General features: G+C 70.4%; 21 protein-coding genes and 1 tRNA gene. 8 read left to right on the top strand and 14 right to left on the bottom strand.

All coding sequences use genetic code 11. The annotated features are described in order from the left end of the window. Window positions 1–24 precede the first annotated feature (24 nt). The 6 genes from DY262_RS04095 to DY262_RS04075 all read right to left on the bottom strand — a co-directional run bounded on the left by DY262_RS04095 (window position 25) and on the right by DY262_RS04075 (window position 6512). Window positions 25–1221, bottom strand: coding sequence for a substrate-binding domain-containing protein (locus tag DY262_RS04095; RefSeq protein WP_116957707.1), 1197 nt, complete (start codon window positions 1219–1221; stop codon window positions 25–27). 162 nt (window positions 1222–1383) lie between these two features. Beyond that, window positions 1384–2862, bottom strand: a complete 1479-nt coding sequence (locus tag DY262_RS04090) for a sigma-54 interaction domain-containing protein (protein WP_116957706.1) — start codon at window positions 2860–2862, stop codon at window positions 1384–1386. Between the two features lie 278 nt (window positions 2863–3140). Continuing rightward, window positions 3141–3359 (bottom strand): hypothetical protein, encoded by a 219-nt coding sequence (locus tag DY262_RS21555; protein ID WP_147326174.1) that lies wholly within the window; start codon window positions 3357–3359, stop codon window positions 3141–3143. Between the two features lie 154 nt (window positions 3360–3513). Continuing rightward, entirely contained in the window at window positions 3514–5016 is a 1503-nt protein-coding gene (locus DY262_RS04085) for a tripartite tricarboxylate transporter permease (protein ID WP_116957705.1), read from the bottom strand. Between the two features lies 1 nt (window position 5017). Next, the gene (locus DY262_RS04080) at window positions 5018–5539 is read right to left on the bottom strand and encodes a tripartite tricarboxylate transporter TctB family protein (RefSeq protein ID WP_116957704.1); all 522 of its coding nucleotides are present in this window, start codon (window positions 5537–5539) and stop codon (window positions 5018–5020) included. A 13-nt stretch (window positions 5540–5552) separates the two neighbouring features. Then, window positions 5553–6512, bottom strand: a complete 960-nt coding sequence (locus DY262_RS04075) for a Bug family tripartite tricarboxylate transporter substrate binding protein (RefSeq protein ID WP_116957703.1) — start codon at window positions 6510–6512, stop codon at window positions 5553–5555. A gap of 121 nt (window positions 6513–6633) precedes the next feature. Between DY262_RS04075 and DY262_RS04070 the strand changes: the two genes are divergently transcribed. Genes DY262_RS04070 through DY262_RS04060 form a run of 3 tightly spaced genes read left to right on the top strand, consistent with a single transcriptional unit; the run spans window position 6634 to window position 9154 of the window. Continuing rightward, window positions 6634–7302, top strand: coding sequence for a response regulator transcription factor (locus DY262_RS04070; protein ID WP_116957702.1), 669 nt, complete (start codon window positions 6634–6636; stop codon window positions 7300–7302). Continuing rightward, complete coding sequence (locus DY262_RS04065) at window positions 7299–8726, top strand: sensor histidine kinase (RefSeq protein ID WP_116957701.1); 1428 nt, start codon at window positions 7299–7301, stop codon at window positions 8724–8726. Before DY262_RS04070 ends, DY262_RS04065 begins: the two co-directional genes overlap by 4 nt. Continuing rightward, the gene (locus tag DY262_RS04060; RefSeq protein WP_116957700.1) at window positions 8723–9154 is read left to right on the top strand and encodes an RNA-binding S4 domain-containing protein; all 432 of its coding nucleotides are present in this window, start codon (window positions 8723–8725) and stop codon (window positions 9152–9154) included. The genes DY262_RS04065 and DY262_RS04060 overlap by 4 nt, the downstream gene beginning before the upstream one ends. A 21-nt stretch (window positions 9155–9175) precedes the next feature. Here DY262_RS04060 and DY262_RS04055 read toward each other — a convergent pair whose 3' ends face one another. The 7 genes from DY262_RS04055 to cysS all read right to left on the bottom strand — a co-directional run bounded on the left by DY262_RS04055 (window position 9176) and on the right by cysS (window position 15725). Next, window positions 9176–10072: an EamA family transporter gene (locus tag DY262_RS04055; RefSeq protein ID WP_116957699.1), complete on the bottom strand. Its 897-nt coding sequence runs from the start codon at window positions 10070–10072 to the stop codon at window positions 9176–9178. A 77-nt stretch (window positions 10073–10149) separates the two neighbouring features. Next, window positions 10150–10242: transfer RNA gene (locus tag DY262_RS04050), tRNA-Ser, on the bottom strand. A 45-nt stretch (window positions 10243–10287) separates the two neighbouring features. Next, window positions 10288–11568 (bottom strand): aspartate kinase, encoded by a 1281-nt coding sequence (locus tag DY262_RS04045; RefSeq protein ID WP_116957698.1) that lies wholly within the window; start codon window positions 11566–11568, stop codon window positions 10288–10290. Window positions 11569–11666: 98 nt separating this feature from the next. Continuing rightward, on the bottom strand, window positions 11667–12692 hold the full coding sequence (tilS, locus tag DY262_RS04040) for a tRNA lysidine(34) synthetase TilS (protein ID WP_245980805.1): 1026 nt from the start codon (window positions 12690–12692) through the stop codon (window positions 11667–11669). Then, entirely contained in the window at window positions 12628–13614 is a 987-nt protein-coding gene (locus tag DY262_RS04035) for an acetyl-CoA carboxylase carboxyltransferase subunit alpha (protein WP_116957696.1), read from the bottom strand. Before DY262_RS04035 ends, tilS begins: the two co-directional genes overlap by 65 nt. Window positions 13615–13638: 24 nt before the next feature. Next, window positions 13639–14277, bottom strand: a complete 639-nt coding sequence (locus DY262_RS04030) for a DNA-3-methyladenine glycosylase family protein (protein ID WP_116957695.1) — start codon at window positions 14275–14277, stop codon at window positions 13639–13641. Then, on the bottom strand, window positions 14277–15725 hold the full coding sequence (cysS, locus tag DY262_RS04025; RefSeq protein WP_116957694.1) for a cysteine--tRNA ligase: 1449 nt from the start codon (window positions 15723–15725) through the stop codon (window positions 14277–14279). Before cysS ends, DY262_RS04030 begins: the two co-directional genes overlap by 1 nt. A gap of 222 nt (window positions 15726–15947) precedes the next feature. Here cysS and DY262_RS04020 point away from each other — a divergent pair, with 222 nt between their 5' ends. From DY262_RS04020 to DY262_RS04000, 5 genes are read left to right on the top strand one after another with little or no spacing between them, the layout of a single operon-like run. Continuing rightward, the gene (locus DY262_RS04020; protein ID WP_116957693.1) at window positions 15948–16529 is read left to right on the top strand and encodes a tetratricopeptide repeat protein; all 582 of its coding nucleotides are present in this window, start codon (window positions 15948–15950) and stop codon (window positions 16527–16529) included. Window positions 16530–16540: 11 nt separating this feature from the next. After that, window positions 16541–17134 carry a peptidylprolyl isomerase gene (locus DY262_RS04015; RefSeq protein ID WP_116957692.1) on the top strand — a complete coding sequence of 198 codons (594 nt, stop codon included), beginning with the start codon at window positions 16541–16543 and terminating at the stop codon, window positions 17132–17134. Between the two features lie 2 nt (window positions 17135–17136). Further along, on the top strand, window positions 17137–17643 hold the full coding sequence (locus tag DY262_RS04010) for a peptidylprolyl isomerase (protein ID WP_070398074.1): 507 nt from the start codon (window positions 17137–17139) through the stop codon (window positions 17641–17643). 17 nt (window positions 17644–17660) lie between these two features. Beyond that, a complete protein-coding gene (locus DY262_RS04005; RefSeq protein WP_116957691.1) occupies window positions 17661–18461 on the top strand; it encodes a UDP-2,3-diacylglucosamine diphosphatase in 801 nt (266 codons plus the stop codon). Further along, window positions 18458–19312 (top strand): M90 family metallopeptidase, encoded by an 855-nt coding sequence (locus DY262_RS04000; RefSeq protein WP_116957690.1) that lies wholly within the window; start codon window positions 18458–18460, stop codon window positions 19310–19312. The genes DY262_RS04005 and DY262_RS04000 overlap by 4 nt, the downstream gene beginning before the upstream one ends. On the opposite strand, the gene DY262_RS03995 is transcribed toward DY262_RS04000, so the two are convergent. Further along, a complete protein-coding gene (locus DY262_RS03995) occupies window positions 19302–21941 on the bottom strand; it encodes a DUF349 domain-containing protein (RefSeq protein ID WP_116957689.1) in 2640 nt (879 codons plus the stop codon). The two genes, DY262_RS04000 and DY262_RS03995, sit on opposite strands and share 11 nt — an antisense overlap. Window positions 21942–21975: the final 34 nt, after the last annotated feature.

The raw sequence follows: 21975 nt of genomic DNA, 5'->3' as shown, positions 1-21975 counted from the left end.
GCGCCCGGCGGGCGCACGCCAGGTTCAGCGCTTGTTGCGGATGGGGATGTTCATGTCCCCGGGCTTGATCTCACGCACCAGCTCCGGCACCCCCCAGGCGAAGGCCGGGTCGGCCTTGATCTTGAAGTGGTACATGCTCTGCATGGCCTGGTGGTCTTCCTTGCGGAAGGTCATGGTGCCCTTGGGCGTGTCGAAGCTCATGCCTTCCATGGTCTGGATGAGCTTCTCGCTGTTGGTGTCGCCATTGGTTTTCTTCAGCGCGGTCACCACCGCCATGGCGGCCGAGAAGCCACCGGCGGTGAAGAAGTCCGGCGGCTGCTTGAACTGGCGGTAGTGCTCGGCCACCATGGCGTCGTTGACCGGGTTCTTGGGGATGCCGAAGTAGTAATACAGCGCGCCTTCCATGCCCGGGAACTGCTTGTAGGCCACCATGGCCGGCAGGATGTTGCCGCCCGTGGCGAGCTTGATGCCGTAGCGCTTGTCCAGCTCCATCTCGGCGATCTTGGGGAAGGGCGTGGGCGCGCCCGACCACACCACCGAGATGTACTTGTTGCCCGGCTGGTCCTTGAGCTTGTCGACCAGGCGCAGCAGGCCGGCAGTGAAGTCCGTCGTGCCCACGGGCAGGTACTCCTCGTGCACGATCTTGGCCTTCTTGGTGAAGTCCTTGGAGGCCTTCACGGCGTCGCGGCCGAAGGCGTTGTCGTTGGCCAGCACACCGATCACGTTGTTCGGGGCGTCGAGGGCCACGGCGTTGGCGGCCGCGTCCTGGCTGCTGTTGCGGCCGGTGCGGAAGATGTACTTGTTCCACTTGTCACCGGTGATGGAGTCGGCCACGGCGGGCTCCACCAGCAGGATCTTGCGGTACTCCTCGGCCACCGGCAGCATGGCCAGCGCCACGGGCGAGGCGGTCGGGCCGATGGCGAGGTCGACCTTGTCGTCGGCGTAGGCCGCCGCCAGCAGGCTCTTGCCCACGTCGGGCTTGCCCTGGTCGTCCTTCTCGATCACCACGATCTTCTTGCCGGCCACCATCATGGTGCCGCCCGTGGCGTAGTTCAGGCCCATCATCAGGCCCGCCTGGGTCTGCTTGGCGTAGGCCTCCAACGGGCCGGTCTTGCTGTGGATGTGGGCGATGCGGATCTCGCCCTTGTTGGCTTGGGCGAAACCCAGGGTGGCCGTGCAGGCCAGGGCAATCACCGCCAGGCGGCGGGTGGTGTCGAACATGCTTGTCTCCTGATGGTTGCTGGCACAGCGCGGTGCGCCGTGCGCCTCTTTTGCACATGCCGTGCCAACCCAGCAATGCCTTGATATCAAAGGAATTTTTCTTTGACACCCGATCGATTGCCGGAATTTCAGACAACCCATCGCACACGATTTGTCTGAAATTCAGACAGTCGCCGGAATTTCAGACAGCTTATCCAGCGCGGCGAGCCGGTCGTACAGGCTGGCGCGGGAGATGCCCAGCAGCTTGGCCGCCGCGCTGCGGTTGCCGCCTGTGGCCGCCAGCGCCTGCGCGATGGCCCGGCGTTCGAGCTCGGCGATCTGCTCGGCCAGGGGGCGCAGAGCGTCCTGCTGCGCGGGCGCCGCGGGCGGCGCCTCGCGCACCGGCGCCAAGGCGGGCAGGCCGGCCTCGCGCAGCACCTCGTCCACCTGCGCGGCATCGATGAGGGCCGAGTCGGTGCGCAGCGCGAGCTGCTCCAGCACGTTGCGCAGCTCGCGGATGTTGCCGCGCCAGGCCTGCGCGGCCAGCAGGGCCTGGGCCTCGGGGCCGAACTCCAGCTGCGGTCCTCCGCCGCGCGCGGCGATGTCTTCGCACAGGGCCTCGATCAGCAGCGGCACGTCGCTCTGGCGCTCGCGCAGCGGCGGCACGCGGATGGGCAGCACGTTGAGGCGGTAGTACAGGTCCTCGCGGAAGCGCCCTTCCCTCACCATCAGCGGCAGGTCGCGCGAGGTGGCGGCCACCACGCGCACGTCGAAGGGCACCAACTGGTTCGAGCCCAGGGGCTCGATCTCGCCCTCCTGCAGGGCGCGCAGCAGCTTCACCTGCATGGCCATGGGCATGTCGCCCAATTCGTCGAGGAACAGCGTGCCGCCATCGGCCAGCTTGAACTTGCCGTCGCGGCCCTTCTTGTCGGCACCGGTGTAGGCGCCGGGCGCGACGCCGAAGAACTCGGCCTCCAGCAGGGTCTCGGGCACGGCGGCCATGTTCACGCTGACGAAGGGCCGGCCCGCACGCGGCGAGGCCGCGTGGATGGCGTGCGCGAGCAGTTCCTTGCCGGTGCCCGTCTCGCCGAGCAACAGCACCGGGCTGCTGGACAGCGCCGCGCGGCGCGCCTGGCGCTTGACCTCCACCGCCGCCGCGCTGGTGCCAACGAAGCTGGCGAAGGTGTACTTGCTGCGGCGCTGGTGGGCGAGCTCGCGGCGCGCGTCGTTCAGGTCCTGCTCCAGCCGCGCGAACTTGGTGATGAGGGGCTGCAGCGTGGTCTCGGGGTGGTCGAACAGCACGATGCCGAGCACGCCGATGACCTCGCCCGCGTCGTCGCGCAGCGGAATGCGCGTGACCACGAAGGTGCCCGCGCGGTTGGTGAGCAGGTCGATGAGGATGGGCTTGCCGGTTTCCAGCACGCGGTGCATCTGGGTGTTGTGCACCACATTGCTCACGGGCTGGCCGACAAAGTCTTCCTCGCGGTCGAAGCCCAGCGCGGGCAGGAAACGCCGGTACTGGTCGTTGATCCACACCACGCGCGCGTGCCGGTCCACCAGCAGCATGCCCTCACTGGCGTTGGCGAAGAGATCGAACATGGAGCGCGCGGCGAGCTCCAGGATGCTCTGCGCGTCACGGGGCAGGCGGTCGTCGCGGGTCATGCCCGGGATGGTACCCGGGGCGGGTATGCGAGAGAAAGCGGCCTTATTCCGATCGACTCGCCCAGCTTGCCATTCCGAGCACCACCACTGCCGCGCCCAGTGGCCAGGCCAGCAGCGACCATCGTCCCTCCAGGGCGGCCCTCAACTGGCAGAGGCTTGCGCCGGCGCCCAGCGGCAGTTGATGGCGGGGCTTTGGCCGCACCAGCAACACGGCCAAGGTCAGGCCCAATGCCACCCCACCCAACCCATCACCATTCATGTCTCTGCCCCGCCTTGTCTCAACCCTTGGGCTGACGTCGTTTGTTCCATGCGATACGCAGGATGCATGCCAGCGGCACGGCGTGCGGCAAGGCTTTCCAGAGCAGCCCTCGCCAGATATCAGGCCACGAATCCATTGGCGCTGCCCAAAGAAAAATCGACAACGCCGTACCCAGGACTGTCGTCAGATAGGCCACCAGGTAGGCGACGGCATACAGCCGCCAAGAGAGTGCTTTCATGGCTCGCCTATCGGCACATGCGAAGAAGCGGGCGACTCTAGGCGAGCACCCCGGACAACGATGCCCTCGAATCGGCGGGTTCAGGCAATGATGAAAAGCAAGAAGCGGCTCGCGGCCTGGGGTCCGCGAGCCGCTGCGCCGAAGTGGGGTGGTTTCAGGCGGCGGCCATCGCCTGCCGCCGCGCCAACAGCCTCGGCACCACCAGCACCGCCAGCACCACGAGCAGCAGGATCAGCGACATCGGGCGCTGCACGAAGATCAGCCAGTTGCCTTCGCCGATCGACAGCGCGTTGCGCATCTGCGCTTCGGCCAGCGGCCCGAGGATCAGGCCCACGATCACCGGCGCCGCCGGGAAATCGAAGCGGCGCATCAGCACGCCCAGCAGGCCGATGCCCAGCATGAGGTACAGGTCGAAGGCGCTCTGGCGCATGCCGTAGACGCCCACCGTCGCGAAGATCATGATGCCCGCGTAGAGCTGCGGGCGCGGGATCTTCAACAGCTTCACCCACAGGCCCACCAGCGGCAGGTTCAGCACCAGCAGCATCACGTTGCCGATGTAGAGCGAAGCGATCAGCGCCCACACCAGAGCGGACGACGTCTGGAACAGCTGCGGCCCCGCGTTGATGCCGTAGTTCTGCAGCGCGGACAGCAGGATCGCCGCCGTCACCGAGGTCGGGATGCCCAGCGTCAGCAGCGGCACCAGCGTGCCCGTGACGGCCGCGTTGTTGGCCGCCTCGGGGCCGGCCACGCCTTCGATCGCGCCCGTGGTGCCGAACTGCTGCCGCGCCTCGGCGTCGGCCAGCTTGCGCTCGGTCGCGTAGCTCAGGAAGGTGGGGATCTCGGTGCCGCCGGCGGGAATGGTGCCGAAGGGAAAGCCGATCGCCGTGCCGCGCAGCCAGGCTGGCCAGGACCGGCGCCACTCGCCGCGCGTCATGTGCACCTTGTTGAGGTGGTTCATGGCGGTCTGCATGCGGCCTTCGTACAGCGCGTTGTAGAGCGCCTCCGTCACCGCGAACAGGCCCACGGCCACCAGCACCACCTCCACGCCATCCATGAACTCCAGGATGCCTGCGGTGTAGCGAACCTGGCCGGTGATCTGGTCGATGCCCACCAGGCCCAGCGAGATGCCCAGGAACAGCGCGGCCAGCCCCCGCAAGGCGCTTTGCCCCAGCACCGAACTCACCGTGGTGAAGGCCAGCAGCATCAGGCAGAAATACTCGGGCGGGCCCAGTTGCACGGCAAAGTCGGCCAGGATGGGCGCAAACAGCGTCACCAGCACGGTGGCGATGGTGCCGGCCACGAAGGAGCCGATGGCCGAGGTGGCCAGCGCGGCACCCGCGCGGCCGTGCTTGGCCATCTTGAAGCCTTCGAGCGCGGTCACCATGGTGCCGGTCTCGCCCGGCGTGTTGAGCAGGATGGAGGTGGTGGAGCCACCGTACATCGCGCCGTAGTAGATGCCCGCGAAGAAGATCATCGAGGCGGTGGGCTCCACCTGGCCCGTGATGGGCAGCAGCATGGCCACCGTGACGGCCGGCCCCAGGCCCGGCAGCACGCCGATGGCGGTGCCGAGCGCGCAGCCGGCCAGCGCCCACAGCAGGTTGATGGGCGTGCCGGCGGTGGCGAAGCCACCCAGGAGTTGCGAGAGGATGTCGCCCATGTCAGATCCAGCCGCTGGGACTGATGCCGGGCAGGTTCACCGCCAGCACCTTGGTGAACACCCAGAACACCGGCGCCGAAATCAGCACGCCGGTGACCAGGTCGATGAAGGTGGCGCGCGCGCCGCCGCCGGCCCGGCCCTCGCTCAGGCGCAGGCCGCGCACGGCCAGGGCGTAACACAGCGTGCAGCTCAGCACGAAGCCGATGGTGGTGATGAGCGAGGCGTTGGCCACCACGCCACCGGCCACCCAGGCCAGCGCGCGCCAGTCGCCGCGCTCGGCGCCCGAAGGCGTCTCCACGTGGCGCCAGCCGCCGCGCAACGCTTGCCACACCAGCAGCGCGCCGCACACGGCCATGGCCGCGCACATCAGCCAGGGCAGGAAGTCGGGGCCGACGCCCGAGTAACCCGCGGCCGAGGGGATCTGCCAGGCGCCTACGGCGAGCACCAAGGCCACGCCCAGCGCGCCCAGGCCGATGGCCACCTGTCCCACGTCCGTGGACGCGGGCTGCTGCATGTCGCTCATGTCGCCGTCCGCGTCAGACCATGCCCGCGCGCACCATGGTCGCGCGCAGGGAGGAGAAGTCGCGGTCCACGAACTCCTCGAAGGCCTTGCCGGTCAGCAGCGCGGGCGTCCAGTTGTTCTTCTTCACCGCCTCCGCCCAGGATTTGCTCTGCGTGGCCTTCACCACCATGGCCACCAGCGCGTCGCGCTGCGCGGGGGTGATGCCGGCCGCGCCATACACGCCGCGCCAGTTGCCGATCTCCACGTCGATGCCCTGCTCTTTCAGCGTGGGCACGTTGATGCCGTCCAGGCGCTTGCCCGAGGTGACGGCGATGGCGCGCATCTTGCCGCTCTCGATGTAGGGCTGGAACTCGCTGAAGCCGCTGCCGCCCACGGTGACGTTGTTGCCCAGGATGGCCGCCACGGCCTCGCCACCGCCACGGAAGGGCACGTAGTTGATCTTGGCCGCCGGCACGCCCACGGCCTGCGCGATCTGCGCCGCCGCGATGTGCTCGGTGGCGCCGCGCGAACCGCCGCCCCACTTGACGCTGCCGGGGTCCTTCTTGAGCTGCTCGATCACGTCCTTCATGGTCTTGAGCGGCGAATCGGCCGGCAGCACGAAGACGTTGTACTCGGTGGTGAGGCGCGCGATGGGCGTGACCTGCGTGATGGACACCGGCGGCTTGCCGGTGATGATGCCGCCCAGCATGACGGCACCCATGACCATGAGCGCATTCGGGTCGCCCTTGCTGGCGTTGAAAAACTGGGCCAGGCCGATGGCGCCGGCCGCGCCGCCTTTGTTCTCGAAGGTCACCGAGGAGGCCACGCCGGCGTCGCGCAGGGCGTCGCCCAGCGCACGGCCGGTGCCGTCCCAGCCGCCGCCGGGGTTGGCGGGGATCATCATCTTGATGTTGGCGCTGGCCCAGGCCGCGTTCGGCAGAGCGCCAGCGGCGGCCAGGGCGGCCAGGGATTTGAGGAAGGTATCGCGGCGCATGGCTTGTCTCCGTGGTTGATGGGAACGACGCCGCGAATGGTCGGCGGGCGGGCTGTCAGTTGGCTGTCGGGCACCCTGGGATAAACCCTGAGGCGCGCGCGTCCCCATAATCGGTCCCCCCATGAAACTCCTGCTCGTCGAAGACAACACCACCATGCAGGCCACGCTGAGCCGCGCCTTCGAGCGGCGCGGCATCCAGGTGGTGACCTGCGACGACGGCGAGCGCGCGCTGGCGGTGTGGCGCGACACCCAGCCCGACGCCGTGCTGCTGGACCTGTCGCTGCCCGGCAAGGACGGCCTGGAGGTGCTGGCCCAGGCGCGCGGCGGCGGCCTGAAGACGCCCGTGATCATCCTCACCGCGCGCGGCACCGTGGGCGATCGCATCCTGGGCCTGAACACCGGCGCCGACGACTACCTGCCCAAGCCCTTCGACCTGGACGAGCTGGAGGCCCGCGTGCGCGCCCTGGTGCGCCGCGCGGGCGACGCCGACGCCGCGCCCGCCGCCTGGTGCGGCATGGCCGTGGACCGCGAGAGCGGCGCCGTGTACCACCTGGGCCAGCCCCTGGAGCTGCCGCCGCGCGAGCTCGCCCTGCTGCGCGCCGTGCTCGCGCGCCCGGGCCATGCCATCGCCAAGGAGCGCCTGTTCGAACTCGTCTTTCCCGGTGAACCCGACGTGCAGCCGGAGGCGATCGAGGTCGTGGCCTACCGGCTGCGCAAGAAAATCGCGCACACCGGCGCGCAACTCGTCACCCTGCGCGGCCTGGGCTACCTCATCAAGGCCCAGCCATGAAGCGGCGCGCGACCTCGCTGCGCCGCACCCTGCTGCTGGGCATCCTGCTGCCGGTGTTCGGCTACGTGGTGTTCAACACCGTGGTGCTGTACCGCCAGGCCCTGGCGGCCGCCGACACCGCCTACGACCGCACGCTGCTGGCCACCGCCAAGTCGCTGGGCGAACAGCTGCAGGTGACGTCGCAGGGCGGCGAGGTCCATGTGCAGGCCACGGTGCTGTACTCCGCGCTGGAGGCCTTCGAGGCCGACAACCGCAGCCGCCTCTTCTACCGCGTGAGCGGCTTCCAGGGCGAGATGGTCTCGGGCTTCGCCGACATGCCCGCGCCGCGGCGCCACGCGCCCTCGGACAACATCTACGCCGCGCTCGTGAGCTTCTACGACGACCACTACCGCGACATGCCGGTGCGCATGGCCGTGCTGCTGCAGCCGGTGGCCGGCGTGCAGGGCCAGGGCATGGCCACCATTCAGGTGGCCGAGACCCTGGAACTGCGCGAGACACTGGCGCGCCAGATCCTGGTGGATACGCTGTGGCGCCAGGCCGCGCTGCTGGCCGTGATCGCCTTCGTGGTGGTGCTGGTGGTGCAGCGCGCCACGCGGCCGGTGCGCGACATCAGCCGCGCCCTGGCCTCGCGCAGCGAAAACGACCTGTCGCCCTTGCCCGGCCAGGACGCGCCGCGCGAACTGCTGCCGCTGCTGGACGCCACCAACCAGCACATGCAGCGGCTGTCGCAGTTGCTGGAACACCAGAAGCGCTTCGTGCGCGACACCTCGCACCAGCTGCGCACGCCGCTGGCGGTGCTGAAGACGCAGGTGCAGTCGGCGCGGCGCGGCGACGTGGAGCCGCGCCAGGCGCTCGACGAGATCGCGCACACCGTGGACCGCGCCACCGAACTGGCCAATCAGATGCTGGCCCTGGCCAAGGTAGAGCAGCTGCGCCAGGACCGCGACGTGCCGGTGAGCGACTGGGCCGCCGTGGTGCGCGCGGTGGCGCTCGACCTGTCGGCGCTGATCGCCGAGCGGTCCCTGGACTTCGCGCTCGACGTCGGCCAGGCCGCGCCGGTGCGCGCGCACGAATGGGCGCTGCGCGAGCTCACGCGCAACCTGCTGCACAACGCCATCAAGCACTCGCCACCGGGCGGCGCGCTGCGCGTGGGCCTGCTGAGCGACGAACGCACGGCGGCGCTGATCGTGCGCGACAGCGGCCCCGGCATCGCGCCGGCGCTGCGCGAGCGCCTGTTCCAGCCATTCGCTACCGACCACCGCGCGGGCCCCAGCCTCTCGGGCTCGGGCCTCGGGCTCGCCATTTGCCGGGAGATCGTGCAATCGCTCGGTGGCCAGATCGAGCTGGACAACCGCGCCGACGGCGGCAGCGTGCGCGGACTCGACGCCACGGTGCGCCTGCCCCTGACACCCGCGAACGCATGACAAGCAGAACCGAACCCGAGCGCGTGCGCCTGGACAAATGGCTTTGGGCCGCGCGCTTTTTCAAGACCCGCGCGCTCAGCGCCGAGGCCATCGACAAGGGCCGCGTGAGCGTCAACGGCCAGGCGGCCAAGGCCTCGCGCGAGCCGCGCGTGGGCGACACCATCGAGTTCCGCCAGGGCAATGAGGCACGTGTGGTGACCGTGAAGGGCCTGAGCGCGGTGCGCGGGCCGGCGCCCGTGGCGCAGCAGCTCTACGAGGAAACACCCGCGTCGGTGGCGCGCCGGCTGGCCGCGGCCGAGCAGCGGCGCCTGGCCCCCGAACCGGCATTGAGCCAACCCATGGGACGCCCCACCAAGCGCGACCGGCGCACGCTCAAGGACTGGGGAGACCGCTGGAGCGCGTCGCTCGACGACGACGGCAACGAATGAACCTGGCCCCGCGCGCCGGCCTCAGCCCTTGCGCAGGCCCAGCCACATGACCGTGGCCACGACGATCAGGCCACCGGCCACCTGAATGGCCGCGATCGATTGCCCCAGGAACACCCAGGCCAGCACCAGCGCGAAGATGGGCTCGATGTTCATGATGGCCGAGTTGCCCACCACCCCCAGGCGCGGCAGCACCGTGAACATGATGGTGAAGGCCGTGCCGTAGAGGAAGGTCAGGCCCAGCAGCCCCCACCAGCCCGGCAGGGCGTTCGGGAAATGCAGCCCGCCCTGCGTGGCGCTCGCGGCCAGCGCGATCACCGCGACGATGCCCATGGTGGTGGCGGTGCGCAGGCGGCCGTCGAGATCGCCCGCTTCGTGCTGCGTGAACACCAGCGCCAATCCGAAGCTCGCCGCGGCCGCCAGCGCGAAGCCCACGCCCACGCCGATGCGCGCCCAATGCCCACCCGCGCCCAGGCCCGAGGCCGCGCCCGACACGTCCAGCGCCAGCGCCAGGCCCAGCAGCATCAGCGGCATGGCCTTGAGCAGGTGCGGTGCCGGCTTCTGGCCATAGACGATGCGCGACCACAGCGCCGTCCACAGCGGGTAGGTGTTGAAGGCCAGCAGCGCCAGCGCTACCGGCAGGCGCGCCACCGCCGCGTACAGGCACAGGCTCTGCACACCCACCAGCAGGCCGATGGCGGGCAGCGCCTTGCGGTGCCGCGCGGTGAGCGCCAGGGGCACGCGGTAGAAGAACAGAATGCCGGCCACCACCAGCGCCGTGACGCCGCTGCGGAAGGTCACGGCCGTGGCCACGGTCACGCCGTGGTCGAAGGCCAGGCGCGCGGCCACGTGGTTGGCGCCCATCATGAAGGCGATGAGCAACAGGGTGGCGAACGCGGTGCGCGACAGGCTCTGAGACATGGCGGGTCCGGCGGCAAGAACAGCAGGAGGACAAAAAACAAAGGCGCCCCGCAGGGCGCCTTGTCGATGTGAACATCTGGCGGAGTGAGAGGGATTCGAACCCTCGATGAGGCTCTACACCCCATACTCCCTTAGCAGGGGAGCACCTTCGGCCACTCGGTCATCACTCCGCGAAGCCCGCATTATGCCCCAAAGCACACGCGGGCCAGGCCCTCTCAGGCGCTGATCGTGTCGGCGGCCTGGTCGAGATCGAACTCGCGGTGCAAGGCGCGCACGGCCAGCTCCATGTACTTCTCGTCGATGACCACCGAGGTTTTGATCTCCGAGGTGGAGATCATCTGGATGTTGATGCCTTCGGTGCTGAGGCAGCGGAACATGCGGCTGGCCACGCCCACGTGGCTGCGCATGCCGATGCCCACGATGCTGACCTTGCAGATGCGGTTGTCGCCCACCACGTCGGCGGCGCCCAGCGCGGGCACGACCTGCGACTTGAGCAGGTCCAGCGTTTTCTGGTATTCGTTGCGGTGCACCGTGAAGCTGAAGTCGGTCTTGCCGTCCTTGCTCAGGTTCTGGATGATGACGTCGACCTCGATGTTGGCGTCGGCGACCGCGCCCAGGATCTGCGCGGCGATGCCGGGCTTGTCGGGCACGCCGAGCACCGAGACCTTGGCCTCGTCGCGGTTGAAGGCAATGCCGGAAACGACGGCTTGTTCCATGTCTTCGTCTTCCTCAAAAGTGATCAGGGTGCCGGAGGCCGCTTCTTCGGCCAGGTCGATGTCCCAGGGCGTGAAGCTGGAGAGCACGCGCAGCGGCACGTGGTACTTGCCCGCGAACTCCACCGAGCGGATCTGCAGCACCTTGGAGCCCATGCTGGCCATCTCCAGCATTTCCTCGAAGCTCACGCGCAACAGGCGGCGCGCCTCGGGCACCACGCGCGGGTCGGTGGTGTAGACGCCGTCGACGTCGGTGTAGATCAGGCACTCGGCGGCCTTGAGCGCCGCGGCCACGGCCACGGCCGAGGTGTCGCTGCCGCCGCGGCCCAGCGTGGTGATGTTGCCGCCGTCGTCGATGCCCTGGAAGCCGGTGACGATGACCACCTTGCCCGCGTCCAGGTCGGCGCGCACGCGCGCGTCGTCGATGGATTCGATGCGGGCCTTGGTGTAGGCGTCGTTGGTCTTGATCGGCACCTGCCAGCCCGCGTAGCTCACCGCCTCCAGGCCTTCGGCCTGCAGCGCGATGGCCAGCAGCGCGGAGGAGGCCTGTTCGCCGGTGGCCGCCAGCATGTCGAGTTCGCGGCCATAGGACGTGCCCGGTTTGGCGGGCGCGAGTTCCTTGGCGAGCGCCAGCAGGCGGTTGGTTTCGCCGCTCATGGCGCTGGGCACCACCACCATCTGGTGGCCGGCCTTGTGCCATTTGGCGACGCGACGCGCGACGTTGCGGATGCGTTCGGTCGACCCCATGGAGGTGCCGCCGTACTTGTGAACGATGAGGGCCATTGGAAGGGAGGAAGGACGCGGCGCGGCGCGTCCTTCAGGGCTTCGTCGGGGCGCGCGCCGCACAGCCACTGGGGCCGGGCAGAACCGCGGGATTATACCTAGGGGGTATAGGCCAGGCACGGGCCATCGCGCACCACGAAGCCCTCGGCCACCTTGAGCCGGATCGCGTGGCCGCGCGTGCGGCAGGCCCCGACCTGGTCGAGCAGTTCGTCGAGCTGCGCGGCGCTGGGCGCCACGCCGTGCGCGCGGCGCAGCCAGTGCCGCAAGGCGTTGGCCTGGCGGTCGCGCGACAGGCCCTGCAGGGTGGCGATGCGCGGCGGCTCGCCGCTGGCCGCCAGGTCCAACGCCGCCAACTCGTCCAGCAGGCGCTGCGCCTGCGCCGCGTGCGCCGCGCTGCGCGCGAGCGCCGCGCGGTAGCCCGGAAAGGCGCGCGCCCAGGCCGGCATCAACTGCGCGCGGATGCGGTTGCGCGTGTAGCGCTCGTCGCCGTTGCTGGGGTCGTCGACGAAACGCTGGTCGCGCGCGATCAGCGCTTCGCGCAGCGTGTGCGCGGGCACGCCGAGCCAGGGCCGGCCAAACCGCTGACCATGGCGCTCGAAGGCCTCGGGCATGGCGGACAGGCCGGGCAGGCCCGCGCCGCGCGAGAGCGCGAGCAGCACGGTCTCGGCCTGGTCGTCGCCATGCTGCGCGAGCAGCACCCAGCCGATGCCCTGGTCCCGCGCCAGGCCGGCCAGCGCGGCGTAGCGCGCGAGCCGGGCCGCGTCCTCGGGGCTTTGGCCCGGTGCGTGCCGGGCGTCGACGCGGGCCACCTGCACGGGCAGGCCCAGGGACGCCGCGACCTCACGCACGCAGGCCTCGAAGCCGTCGGCTGCGGCCTGCAGGCCGTGGTGCACGTGCAGGGCCACGCAGCGCCCCGGCCAGCGCGCGTGCGCGGCCAGCAGCAGGGCGACCGAGTCGGCGCCGCCGCTGCAGGCGATGCCGATCGGCGCGGTGTCCTGGTCGAGGGCGTGGCGCGCCGCCCAGCGCTGCAGCTCGGCGGCACCGGGAAAAGCGTCCGCCTCAGCGGCGGTCTTTGGCGTCGGCCTTGGTGTCGGTGAAGCGGCCATAGCCATCGAGGCGCGCATGGCGGCGCTCCAGCAGTTCCTTCACCTTGAGGTCGGCCACCTGGCGGTAGGCGTCGGCCAGGGCGCGCTTGAGGAAGGCGGCCATCTGCTTGTGGTCGCGGTGCGCGCCGCCCACGGGCTCGTTGACGATCTTGTCCACCAGGCCCAGGGCCTTGAGGCGGTGCGCCGTGATGCCCAGGGCCTCGGCCGCGTCGCTCGCGCGTTCGCTGGTCTTCCAGAGGATGGAGGCGCAGCCCTCGGGGCTGATCACCGAATACACCGAGTACTGCAGCATCAGCACCTGATCGGCCACGGCGATGGCCAGCGCGCCGCCGGAACCGCCCTCGCCGATGATGGTGGAGATGATGGGCACCTCGAGCTGCGCCATCTCGAAGATGTTGCGCCCGATGGCCTCGGACTGGCCACGCTCTTCGGCGTCGATGCCCGGATAGGCACCCGGCGTGTCGACGAAGGTGAACACCGGCAGCTTGAACTTCTCGGCCAGCTTCATCAGCCGCAGGGCCTTGCGGTAGCCCTCGGGCTTGGTCATGCCGAAGTTGCGCAGGCCGCGCTCCTTCGTGTCACGGCCCTTCTGGTGGCCGATGACCATGCAGGGCTGGCCGTTGAAACGCGCCATGCCGCCGACGATGGACAGGTCGTCGGAGAAGTGGCGGTCGCCGTGCAGCTCGACGAAGTGCGTGAAGATTTCGCGCACGTAGTCCAGCGTGTAGGGCCGGTCGGCGTGGCGCGCGATCTTGGTGATCTGCCAGGGTGAGAGGTTGCTGTAGATGTCCTTGGTGAGCTGCAGGCTCTTGGACGCCAGCTTGTCGATCTCTTCGGAGATGTCGACCGCCGATTCGGTCTGGACGTAGCGCAGTTCCTCGATCTTGGATTCGAGTTCCGCGATCGGTTGCTCGAAGTCGAGAAAGTTCTTTTTGGCCAAGATAGGCTCCTTTGCTCAGGCGGCTCAATAGCTCACGGGGAGCGGATCGAGCGACCGCCAAATATACCAAGTGGCCACGCTGCAGAACGGGGCCCAGGAGCCGGCCACCTCGCGGATCTCGCTGCGGCTGACGGGCTCACCCGAAAAATAGGCCTGACTGATGCCGTTCTGCAAGCCGAGGTCGTCCAGCGGTAGCACGTTGGGCCTCATGAGGTGGAAGATGAGGAACATCTCGGCCGTCCAGCGGCCGATGCCGCGGATGGCCACCAGCTCCGCGATGATGGCCTCGTCGTCCATGTGCGGCCACTCGTTCACGCGCACGCGCTTGTCCGAGAAATGCAGCGCCAGGTCCACCAGGTACTCGACCTTGCGCACCGACAGGCCGGCCGCGCGCATGTCGTCCACCTTGAGCTTGAGCACCTGCGCGGGCGTCATCTTGCGGGTGAGCGATTCGAAGCGGTCCCACACCGACTGGGCGGCCTTCACCGAAATCTGCTGGCCCACGATGCTGCGCGCCAGCGTGACGAAAGCGTCGCCCCGCGACTGCAGGCACACGTCGGGGTGGCGCGGGATGAGCTTCTTCATCACGCGGTCGCGCTTCATCAGGTGCTTGCAGGCGTCCTGCCAGTAGGCGGGCTCGGGCACGGTCAGCACGGCGCTCATCAGGCGCGCTCCCAGGTGGTGCCCGCGGCGCTGTCTTTCAGCACGATGCCCTGGCCGAGCAGCTCGTTGCGGATGCGGTCGGCTTCGGCGAAGTTCTTTGCTTGCTTGGCGGCGGCGCGCGCGGCGATGCGCGCGGCGATGGCGGGCTCGTCCAAGCCCGATGTCACATGGGCATTGCCAGAGACGCAGGCGCCCTGCCCGACAAGGGCACCAGACGCTTCATGATGCCTAGATGGTCCGCCCTGCAACCATGCCATCGGATCGGCCTGCAATAACCCCAGCACGCCGCCCAGCGCGCGCAGCAGGCCCGCGTGGCACGGGTCCTTGCCGCGGTTGACCTCGCTCGCGAGTTCGAACAGCACGCTCAAGGCCACCGGCGTGTTGAAGTCGTCGTCCATCGCGGCCTTGAAGCGCGCGGCGAAGGGCTCGCTCCAGTCGATGGAAACGTCCGCCGCTTTCACCACCGACAGCGCGGTGTACAGGCGCTTGAGCGCGGCGCGCGCGTCGTCCAGGTGGGCGTCGCTGTGGTTGAGCGGGCTGCGGTAGTGGGCCCGCAGCATGAAGAAGCGCACCGTCTCGGCGTCGTACTTCTGCAGCACCTCGCGGATGGTGAAGAAGTTGCCCAGGCTCTTGGACATCTTCTCGTTGTCGACGTTGACGAAGCCGTTGTGCATCCACACCGCGGCCAGCGGCACGCCGTTGGCGCCCTCGCTCTGCGCGATCTCGTTCTCGTGGTGCGGGAACTGCAGGTCGGCGCCGCCGCCATGGATGTCGAAGGTCTTGCCGAGCAGCGCGCAGGCCATGGCCGAGCACTCGATGTGCCAGCCCGGACGGCCGCGGCCATAGGGCGAGTCCCACTGCGCGTCGGCGGGTTCGTCGGGCTTGGCGGCCTTCCACAGAACGAAGTCCAGCGGGTCGCCCTTGCCCTGGGCCACGGCCACGCGCTCGCCCGCCTGGAGTTCGTCGAGCGTCTTGCCGGAGAGCTTGCCGTAGCCGGGGAAGCGGCGCACCGCGTAGTTCACGTCGCCGTCGGCCGCGCGGTAGGCCAGTTGCTTGTCTTCGAGCGTGCGCACGATGTCGAGCATCTGCGGCACGTAGTCGGTGGCGCGCGGGTCGTGCGTGGGGCGCGCGATGCCCAGGGCGTCGAAGTCCTGGTACATGGCCTCGATCATGCGGTCGGTGAGGCCGCGAACCGTTTCACCGTTCTGCACCGCGCGGCGGATGATCTTGTCGTCGATGTCGGTGATGTTGCGCACGAAGGTGACGCGGTAGCCACTGGCCTCGAGCCAGCGGCGCGCGACGTCGAAGGCGATGTTGGAGCGGGCGTGGCCCACATGGCACAGGTCGTAGACCGTGATGCCGCAAACGTACATGCGCACGTGGCCGGGCTCGATGGGCGCGAAAGGCTCGAGCCGGCGCGTGAGGGTGTTGTGGATATGCAGGGTCATCGCAAGGCGCAGGGCAGGCGCGGTGCCGACCGCTTCCAACCACGCTCGCCAGCGCGGCGCCTCACGGGTCCGGCGCCCCGCAGGCACGGTCTGAAACGACCGGCTCGCCGGTACCCCTCAGATACAATGCGCCAGTATATCGACGCCCATCCCGCGCACGCACGCACCGATGGGCGCCACTGGTCGGGCATCCGCTTCGCCCGGCGCATCCCATGAGGTTCCATGTCTCACCGAGCTTCACCGCTGGACCGCGCCGTCCTCGCTTGTTTCCGTGGTTTCACCCGTGCGCTGCTGGTCGGCCTGGCCGCCGCCCTGCCCTGGCTGGCGCAGGCCCAGTCGCCCAGCATCCCCGCGCCCTCGGCCTACGACGAGGTCTCGCGCCTCATGCGGGCCCAACAGCTGGACCAGGCCCTGAGCCGCGCGCAGGACTACCTGCGCAGCAACCCGCGCGATCCGCAGATGCGCTTCCTGCTCGGCGTGGCGCAGAACCAGACGGGCGACAGCGCGGCCGCGCTCGAGACGTTCACCAGCCTCACGCAGGACAACCCCGAGCTGCCCGAACCGCACAACAACCTGGCCGTGCTGCACGCCGCGGCCGGCCGCTACGACGAAGCCCGCGTTGCGCTCGAGGCCGCCATCCGCGCCAACCCGCGCTACGCGGTGGCGCTGGAGAACCTGGGCGACGTCCATGCGCGGCTGGCCGAGCGCGCCTGGCAGCGCGCGCGCGAGATCGACACGCAGAACCCGCGCCTGGCGCCCAAACTCAAAGCCGTGCAGAACCTGCTCGCCCCACCCCCCCGCTGAGGACTTCGCCCATGACACTGCACCGCCGCGGCTTCGCCCGCCTGGCCACCGCGCTGACCACCAGCCTGACGCTCGCCCTGGCCTTCGCGGCCCAGGCCCAGGACAACAAGGCCCCGCGCGTGCGCCTGTCCACCTCGCTCGGCGACATCGTCGTCGAGCTCGACCCCGCCAAGGCGCCGAAGACGGTCGAGAACTTCCTGCAGTACGTCAAGGACAAGCACTACGACGGCACGGTGTTCCACCGCGTGATGGGCAACTTCATGATCCAGGGCGGCGGCTTCACGGCCGACATGCAGCAAAAGCCCACGCGCGCGCCCGTGCCGCTCGAGGCCGGCAACGGCCTGAAGAACGACCGCGGCGCCATCGCCATGGCGCGCACCGGTGACCCGGACTCGGCCACCTCGCAGTTCTTCATCAACGTCGTGAACAACCCGGGCCTCAACGCGCCCTCGCCCGACGGCCACGGCTACACCGTGTTCGGCAAGGTGGTCGCCGGCATGGACGTGGTCGACAAGATTCGCGCGGTGCCCACCGGCAACCGCGGCATGCACCAGAACGTTCCGCAGACCCCCGTCACCATCGTCAAAGCCAGCCTGGAGAAATGAACATGGCCAATCCGAAAGTCGAACTGCACATCGCCGGCATGGGCGTCATCACGCTCGAACTCGATGCCGAGAAGGCGCCGCAGTCCACCGCCAACTTCCTGGCCTATGTGAACAAGGGCCACTACGACAACACCGTGTTCCACCGCGTCATCCCCGGCTTCATGATCCAGGGCGGTGGCTTCGAACCCGGCATGAACCAGAAGCCCACCGACAAGCCGATCCAGAACGAGGCCAACAATGGCCTGAAGAACGACGTCTACACCGTGGCCATGGCGCGCACCAGCGACCCGCACTCGGCCACCGCGCAGTTCTTCATCAACGTCACCAACAACGGCTTTCTCAACCACACCGCGCCCAGCGCGCAGGGCTGGGGCTACGCCGTGTTCGGCAAGGTGGTCGCGGGCAGCGAGATCGTCAAGCAGATCGAGGGCGCGCCCACGGGCCGCCGCGGCTTCCACGACGATGTGCCGAAGACCGACGTCGTGATCGAGAAAGCGGTCGCCGTCTGAGCGACCGGCCCACGCCCATGACCGAGCGCTTCCCCGAGCTGGTGGCGCCCGCGTCGTGGCGATCCGTCGAGCTGATCTCCGATCTGCACCTGCACGCGGGCGATGCGGCCACACACGCCGCCTGGCTCGCCTACCTCGCGCGCGCGCCGCGGCCCGACGCGCTCTTCATCCTCGGCGACCTGTTCGAGGTCTGGGTCGGCGACGACCTGCTCGCGCCCGACGAGGCGCACGACGACACCGACCGCCGTTTCTGGCGCGGCTGCGCCCAGGCGCTGAGCGGCTTCGCCCGCCACACCCCCACCTTCTTCATCGCCGGCAACCGCGATTTCCTGCTCGGCGCCGAGGGCCTGGCCGCCTGCGGCATGACGGCCCTGCACGACCCCACCGTGCTGGTGTTCGCCGGCCAGCGCTGGCTGCTGAGCCACGGCGACGCGCTGTGCCTGGCCGACACCGACTACCAGACCTTTCGCACCCAGGTGCGCGGCGCCGGTTGGCAACGCGACTTCCTTGCCCGCCCCCTGGCCGAACGCCAGGCCATCGCGCGCGATCTGCGCGCGCGCAGCGAGGCGCGCAAGCGCAGCCTGGGCCCCGACCCCGGCCTGTGGGCCGACGTCGACGCCAACGCGGCCACCGCCTGGCTCGAACAGGCCGGCGCCGCCACGCTGATCCACGGCCACACGCACCGCCCCGCCGAGCACACGCTGGCCCCCGGGCGCCGGCGCCTCGTGCTCAGCGACTGGGACGCGGGCGCCCGACCGCCGCGCGCCGATGCCCTGCGCCTGAGCGAGCGCGGCGCGCAGCGGGTGAGCGCCGCGTGAGCTGGCTGGCCTCGCTGCGGCGCCGCTGGCGCCGCCCCGCCCCCATTCCCGAGGCCCTGTGGCGCGATACGCTCGCGGCCCTGCCCTTCCTCGCCGCGCTGGACGGCGGGGACCGCGCGCGCCTGCGCCTGCTGTGCCAGCATTTCCTGGTCGAGAAGGAGTTCAGCGGCGCCAACGGCCTGGTGGTCACCGACGCCATGGCGCTGTCGATCGCGGCGCAGGCCTGCCGACCGCTGCTGCACCTGCACGGCCCCGGTGGACGCGCCCCGCGCCGCGCGCCCGACCTGCTCGACTGGTACGACGACTTCGTGGGCATCGTCCTGCAGCCCGGCGCCGTGCTGGCGCGCCGCAAGGTGCACGACGCCGCCGGCGTGGTGCACGAGTACACCGAGGCCCTGGCCGGCGAGGCCATGGACGGCGGCCCGCTGATGCTGAGCTGGGAGGACGTGGCCAGCGCGGGCGAGCGCGCCGCCATCGGCCACAACGTGGTGATCCACGAGTTCGTGCACAAGATGGACATGCGCGAACTGCAGGCCGGCGAGCACCCGCAGGGCGCGCCCACCCTGCCCCAAGGCTTCCTGGGCACGCGCAAGCCGCGCGAGGCCCGCGCGCGCTGGCAGCGCGTGATGAAGGAGCACTTCGAGGGCTTTCGCGAAGCCGTGTCCATGGCCGAGCGCTTCGGCGGCGAGCCGCCCTGGCTGGACGACTACGCCGCGAAGGACCCGGCCGAGTTCTTCGCCGTGACCTGCGAGGCCTATTTCGTGAGCCGCGAGCGCTTCGGACAGGAGTTCCCCGCCCTGCTGGCGCTCTACGACGCCTTCTTCCTCAGCGCGCGCCCGCTCAGCGTTTGAGCAGCGCCTTCAGCGCGGCCTGCAGGCGCCGCGCCGACTTCTCGTCGTGCGCCCCACCCAGCACCTGGGCCACGTCCTGCGCCCAGGTTTCCGTGGGCGACGGTGCGTTGCGGCGCGTGAGCAGCTGCAGCTGCAGCAGGCGGCGCTCGCTCAGGTGCTCGGCCGGGGTCGGCGCCTCGGCGGCGATCTCCAGGCGCAGCAGGGCCTCGGCGGGCAAGGCATTCGCGGGCTGGCCGAGCGCGGAGGCCCAGGCCGAGCGCTGGGCCGGCGCCACGCGCCCGCCCAGGGCCTGCGCGGCGGGCAGCTGCTGCGCGTCGCGCGCGCGCCAGGCGTCCAGCACCTGGGTGAGCACCTCGCCGTGCGCCTGCTCGGCCAGGCGGCGCAGGCTGGCCTGCGCGGCTTCCATGGCCTGGCGCTGCGCGCGAAAGGCGGTGTCGCCCAGGCGCGGGCCACGCGGCTCGCGGTCTTCGCGCGAATCGCGGAAGTCGCGGCGGTCACGGCCATCGCGACCGTCTCGGCCGCCGCGCGCGTCGGGGCGGCCAGGGCGGCCATCGCGGCGCGCGTCGCGGGGCGCGGGTTCGGCTTTCCTGGCGCCGGGGCGGTCGTCGCCCCGCATGGCCACCAGCTTGCGTGGCGCCGCCGGGGGCGCGGCGGGGGCCGGCGCGGTCTCGGCGCCATCGGCCGGTGCGGTCTCTCCGCCGGCGGCGGTCTCAGGCGCTGCGGCCGGCGTGGCCGCCGGTGCCGCGCGCCCGGCGGCCTCCAGCGCGGCCATGGCCGCGCGGATGCGCTGCGCGTCGCCCGACTGCGTGGCGGCCTCGAGCTCGCGCGAGGCGTCCAGCACGCGCTGGTCGACGGCGCTGAGCGCCCCCGCCTGCTGCTGGCGCTCGCTGGTCTTGCGCTCGAAGGCGGCGTCGATGGGCGAACGGAAGGCCTCCCACAGCTTCTGTTCCTGCTTGCGGTCGAGCGGCACCGCGTGCGCCTCGGCCTGCCAGCGCTGCTGCAGGGCCTTCACGGCGTCGATGCGCAGCGGCTGCGCCTGCGACAGCGCGGCGGCCTCCTCGATCAAGGCCCGGCGGCGCGCCACGCTCTCGGCCTGCGCGGCCTCCAGGCGCGCGTGCGCCTGGTGCATGGTGTCCTTCCACAGCGGCTGCACCTCGGCGAAGGCCTTCTCGCTCAGGTGGCCGGCCTGACGCCAGCGCTCGGAGAAGGCATGCAGCTCGCGCAGCTGGGCTTTCCAGTCGCTGCTCTCGGCGTGCGCGGCGGTCCAGGCCTTGAGTTCGTCGATGATGGCCTGGCGCTGGGCGCGCGTGGCCTCGGCCTGATGGCGCACCTGCGACAGCCAGGCCTCCACACCCTTGTGCGCCTCGGTGCAGGCCTCGTCGAAGCGCTTCCACAGGGCGTGGTTGGGCGCACCGCCCTGGTCGGTGGTCTTCCACTGTTCGCGCAGCTGGCGGATGGCCTCCTGCAGCTTGCGCCCGGTGGGCCGCTGGCCCTCGGGCGCCTGCGTCAGCGCCTCGGCCTTGGCCACCAGCTCCTCACGCAGCTGGTCGGCGCGCCAGCGCTGCCAGCCTTCGAGTTCACCGGCTTGCGACAGCACGGCATGCGCGCGCGCTTCCAGCGCCTGGCCGATCAGGCGGCCGTGCTGCTTGAGCAGCTGGCGCAGCTCGGCCGCGGCCTTGGGCGTGGCCTTGCCATGGCCTTCGGCCACCTCGGCCTCGAGCGCGGCCACGGCCTTTTCGATCTCGGCGCCGGCGCGCTCGCGGCGCGCCTGCTGGGCCTGTTGCGCCTGCTCGTTGGCGGCCTGCTGCTCGGCGGGAGCCAGGCCGCGCGCGGCGCGCAGCTCGTCGGCCCACACGGGCACGGCGGGCAGCGGGGCATTGGCGTCGGCGGCGGCCGCGGTGGCCTGGGCCAGCGCGGCATCGAAGGCGTCCCAGACCAACTGCAGCTGCTGGCGCGAGGCCTCGAGCATGGGCGGGAACTTGGCCTCCACGCTGGCCCATTGCGGGTCCTGCGTCAGGCCGTCGATCTGCTGCTGCCACTGGGCCACGTCGCCGCGCAGCGCGTCGGCGGCCTGGCGGGCCTCCTGCCAGGGCTTGGTGGACAGCACCTCGATGCGCTGGGCGATCAGCACGGCGGCCTCGCGCTCCACCTGCACCGCGTGCTGCAGGTCCTCGATGGACTTGATGCGCTCGGCCAGGCGCTGGCGCAGCGTGGCCAGGGGCTCGCGCGACAGCGGCGCGCCGGCGCGCGCGGCGTCGCGCTGCCAGGCCAGGGCGTCGGCCAGGTTCAGGCGCGACGCGGCCAGCAGGGCCTCGGCCTTGGCCGACCATTCGCTGGCGGCCTGCTCCTGCGACTTCTGGCGCTTGAGCTCGTCGAGCTTTTCCTTCAACGCCTTGGCCGCGCCGCGGTCGCGCTGGCTGAGCTCCTTGAACACCTCGTTCATGTGCTCGGCCGAGGGATCGGTGGCGAGCCAATCGCGCACGCGCGCGGCGCGCTCGCCGGCGGTGGGGGCCGAGAAGACGCCGCCGGTGAGCGCGTCCAGGGGATGGGCGTTGGCGGACTTGGGGTTGGAGGGGGTGTTCACGGCGGGCTCGGGGGCGGATGTCTGGCGCGGAGAAAACAGCGACATGTGAAAAGGGCAGCGGATGCGCGGCGGGCCGCGC

Source organism: Hydrogenophaga borbori (assembly GCF_003417535.1).
GTDB lineage: Bacteria > Pseudomonadota > Gammaproteobacteria > Burkholderiales > Burkholderiaceae_C > Hydrogenophaga > Hydrogenophaga borbori.
The sequence above is the reverse complement of the archived record's forward strand: the minus strand, read 5'-3'. Positions and strand labels throughout refer to the sequence as shown.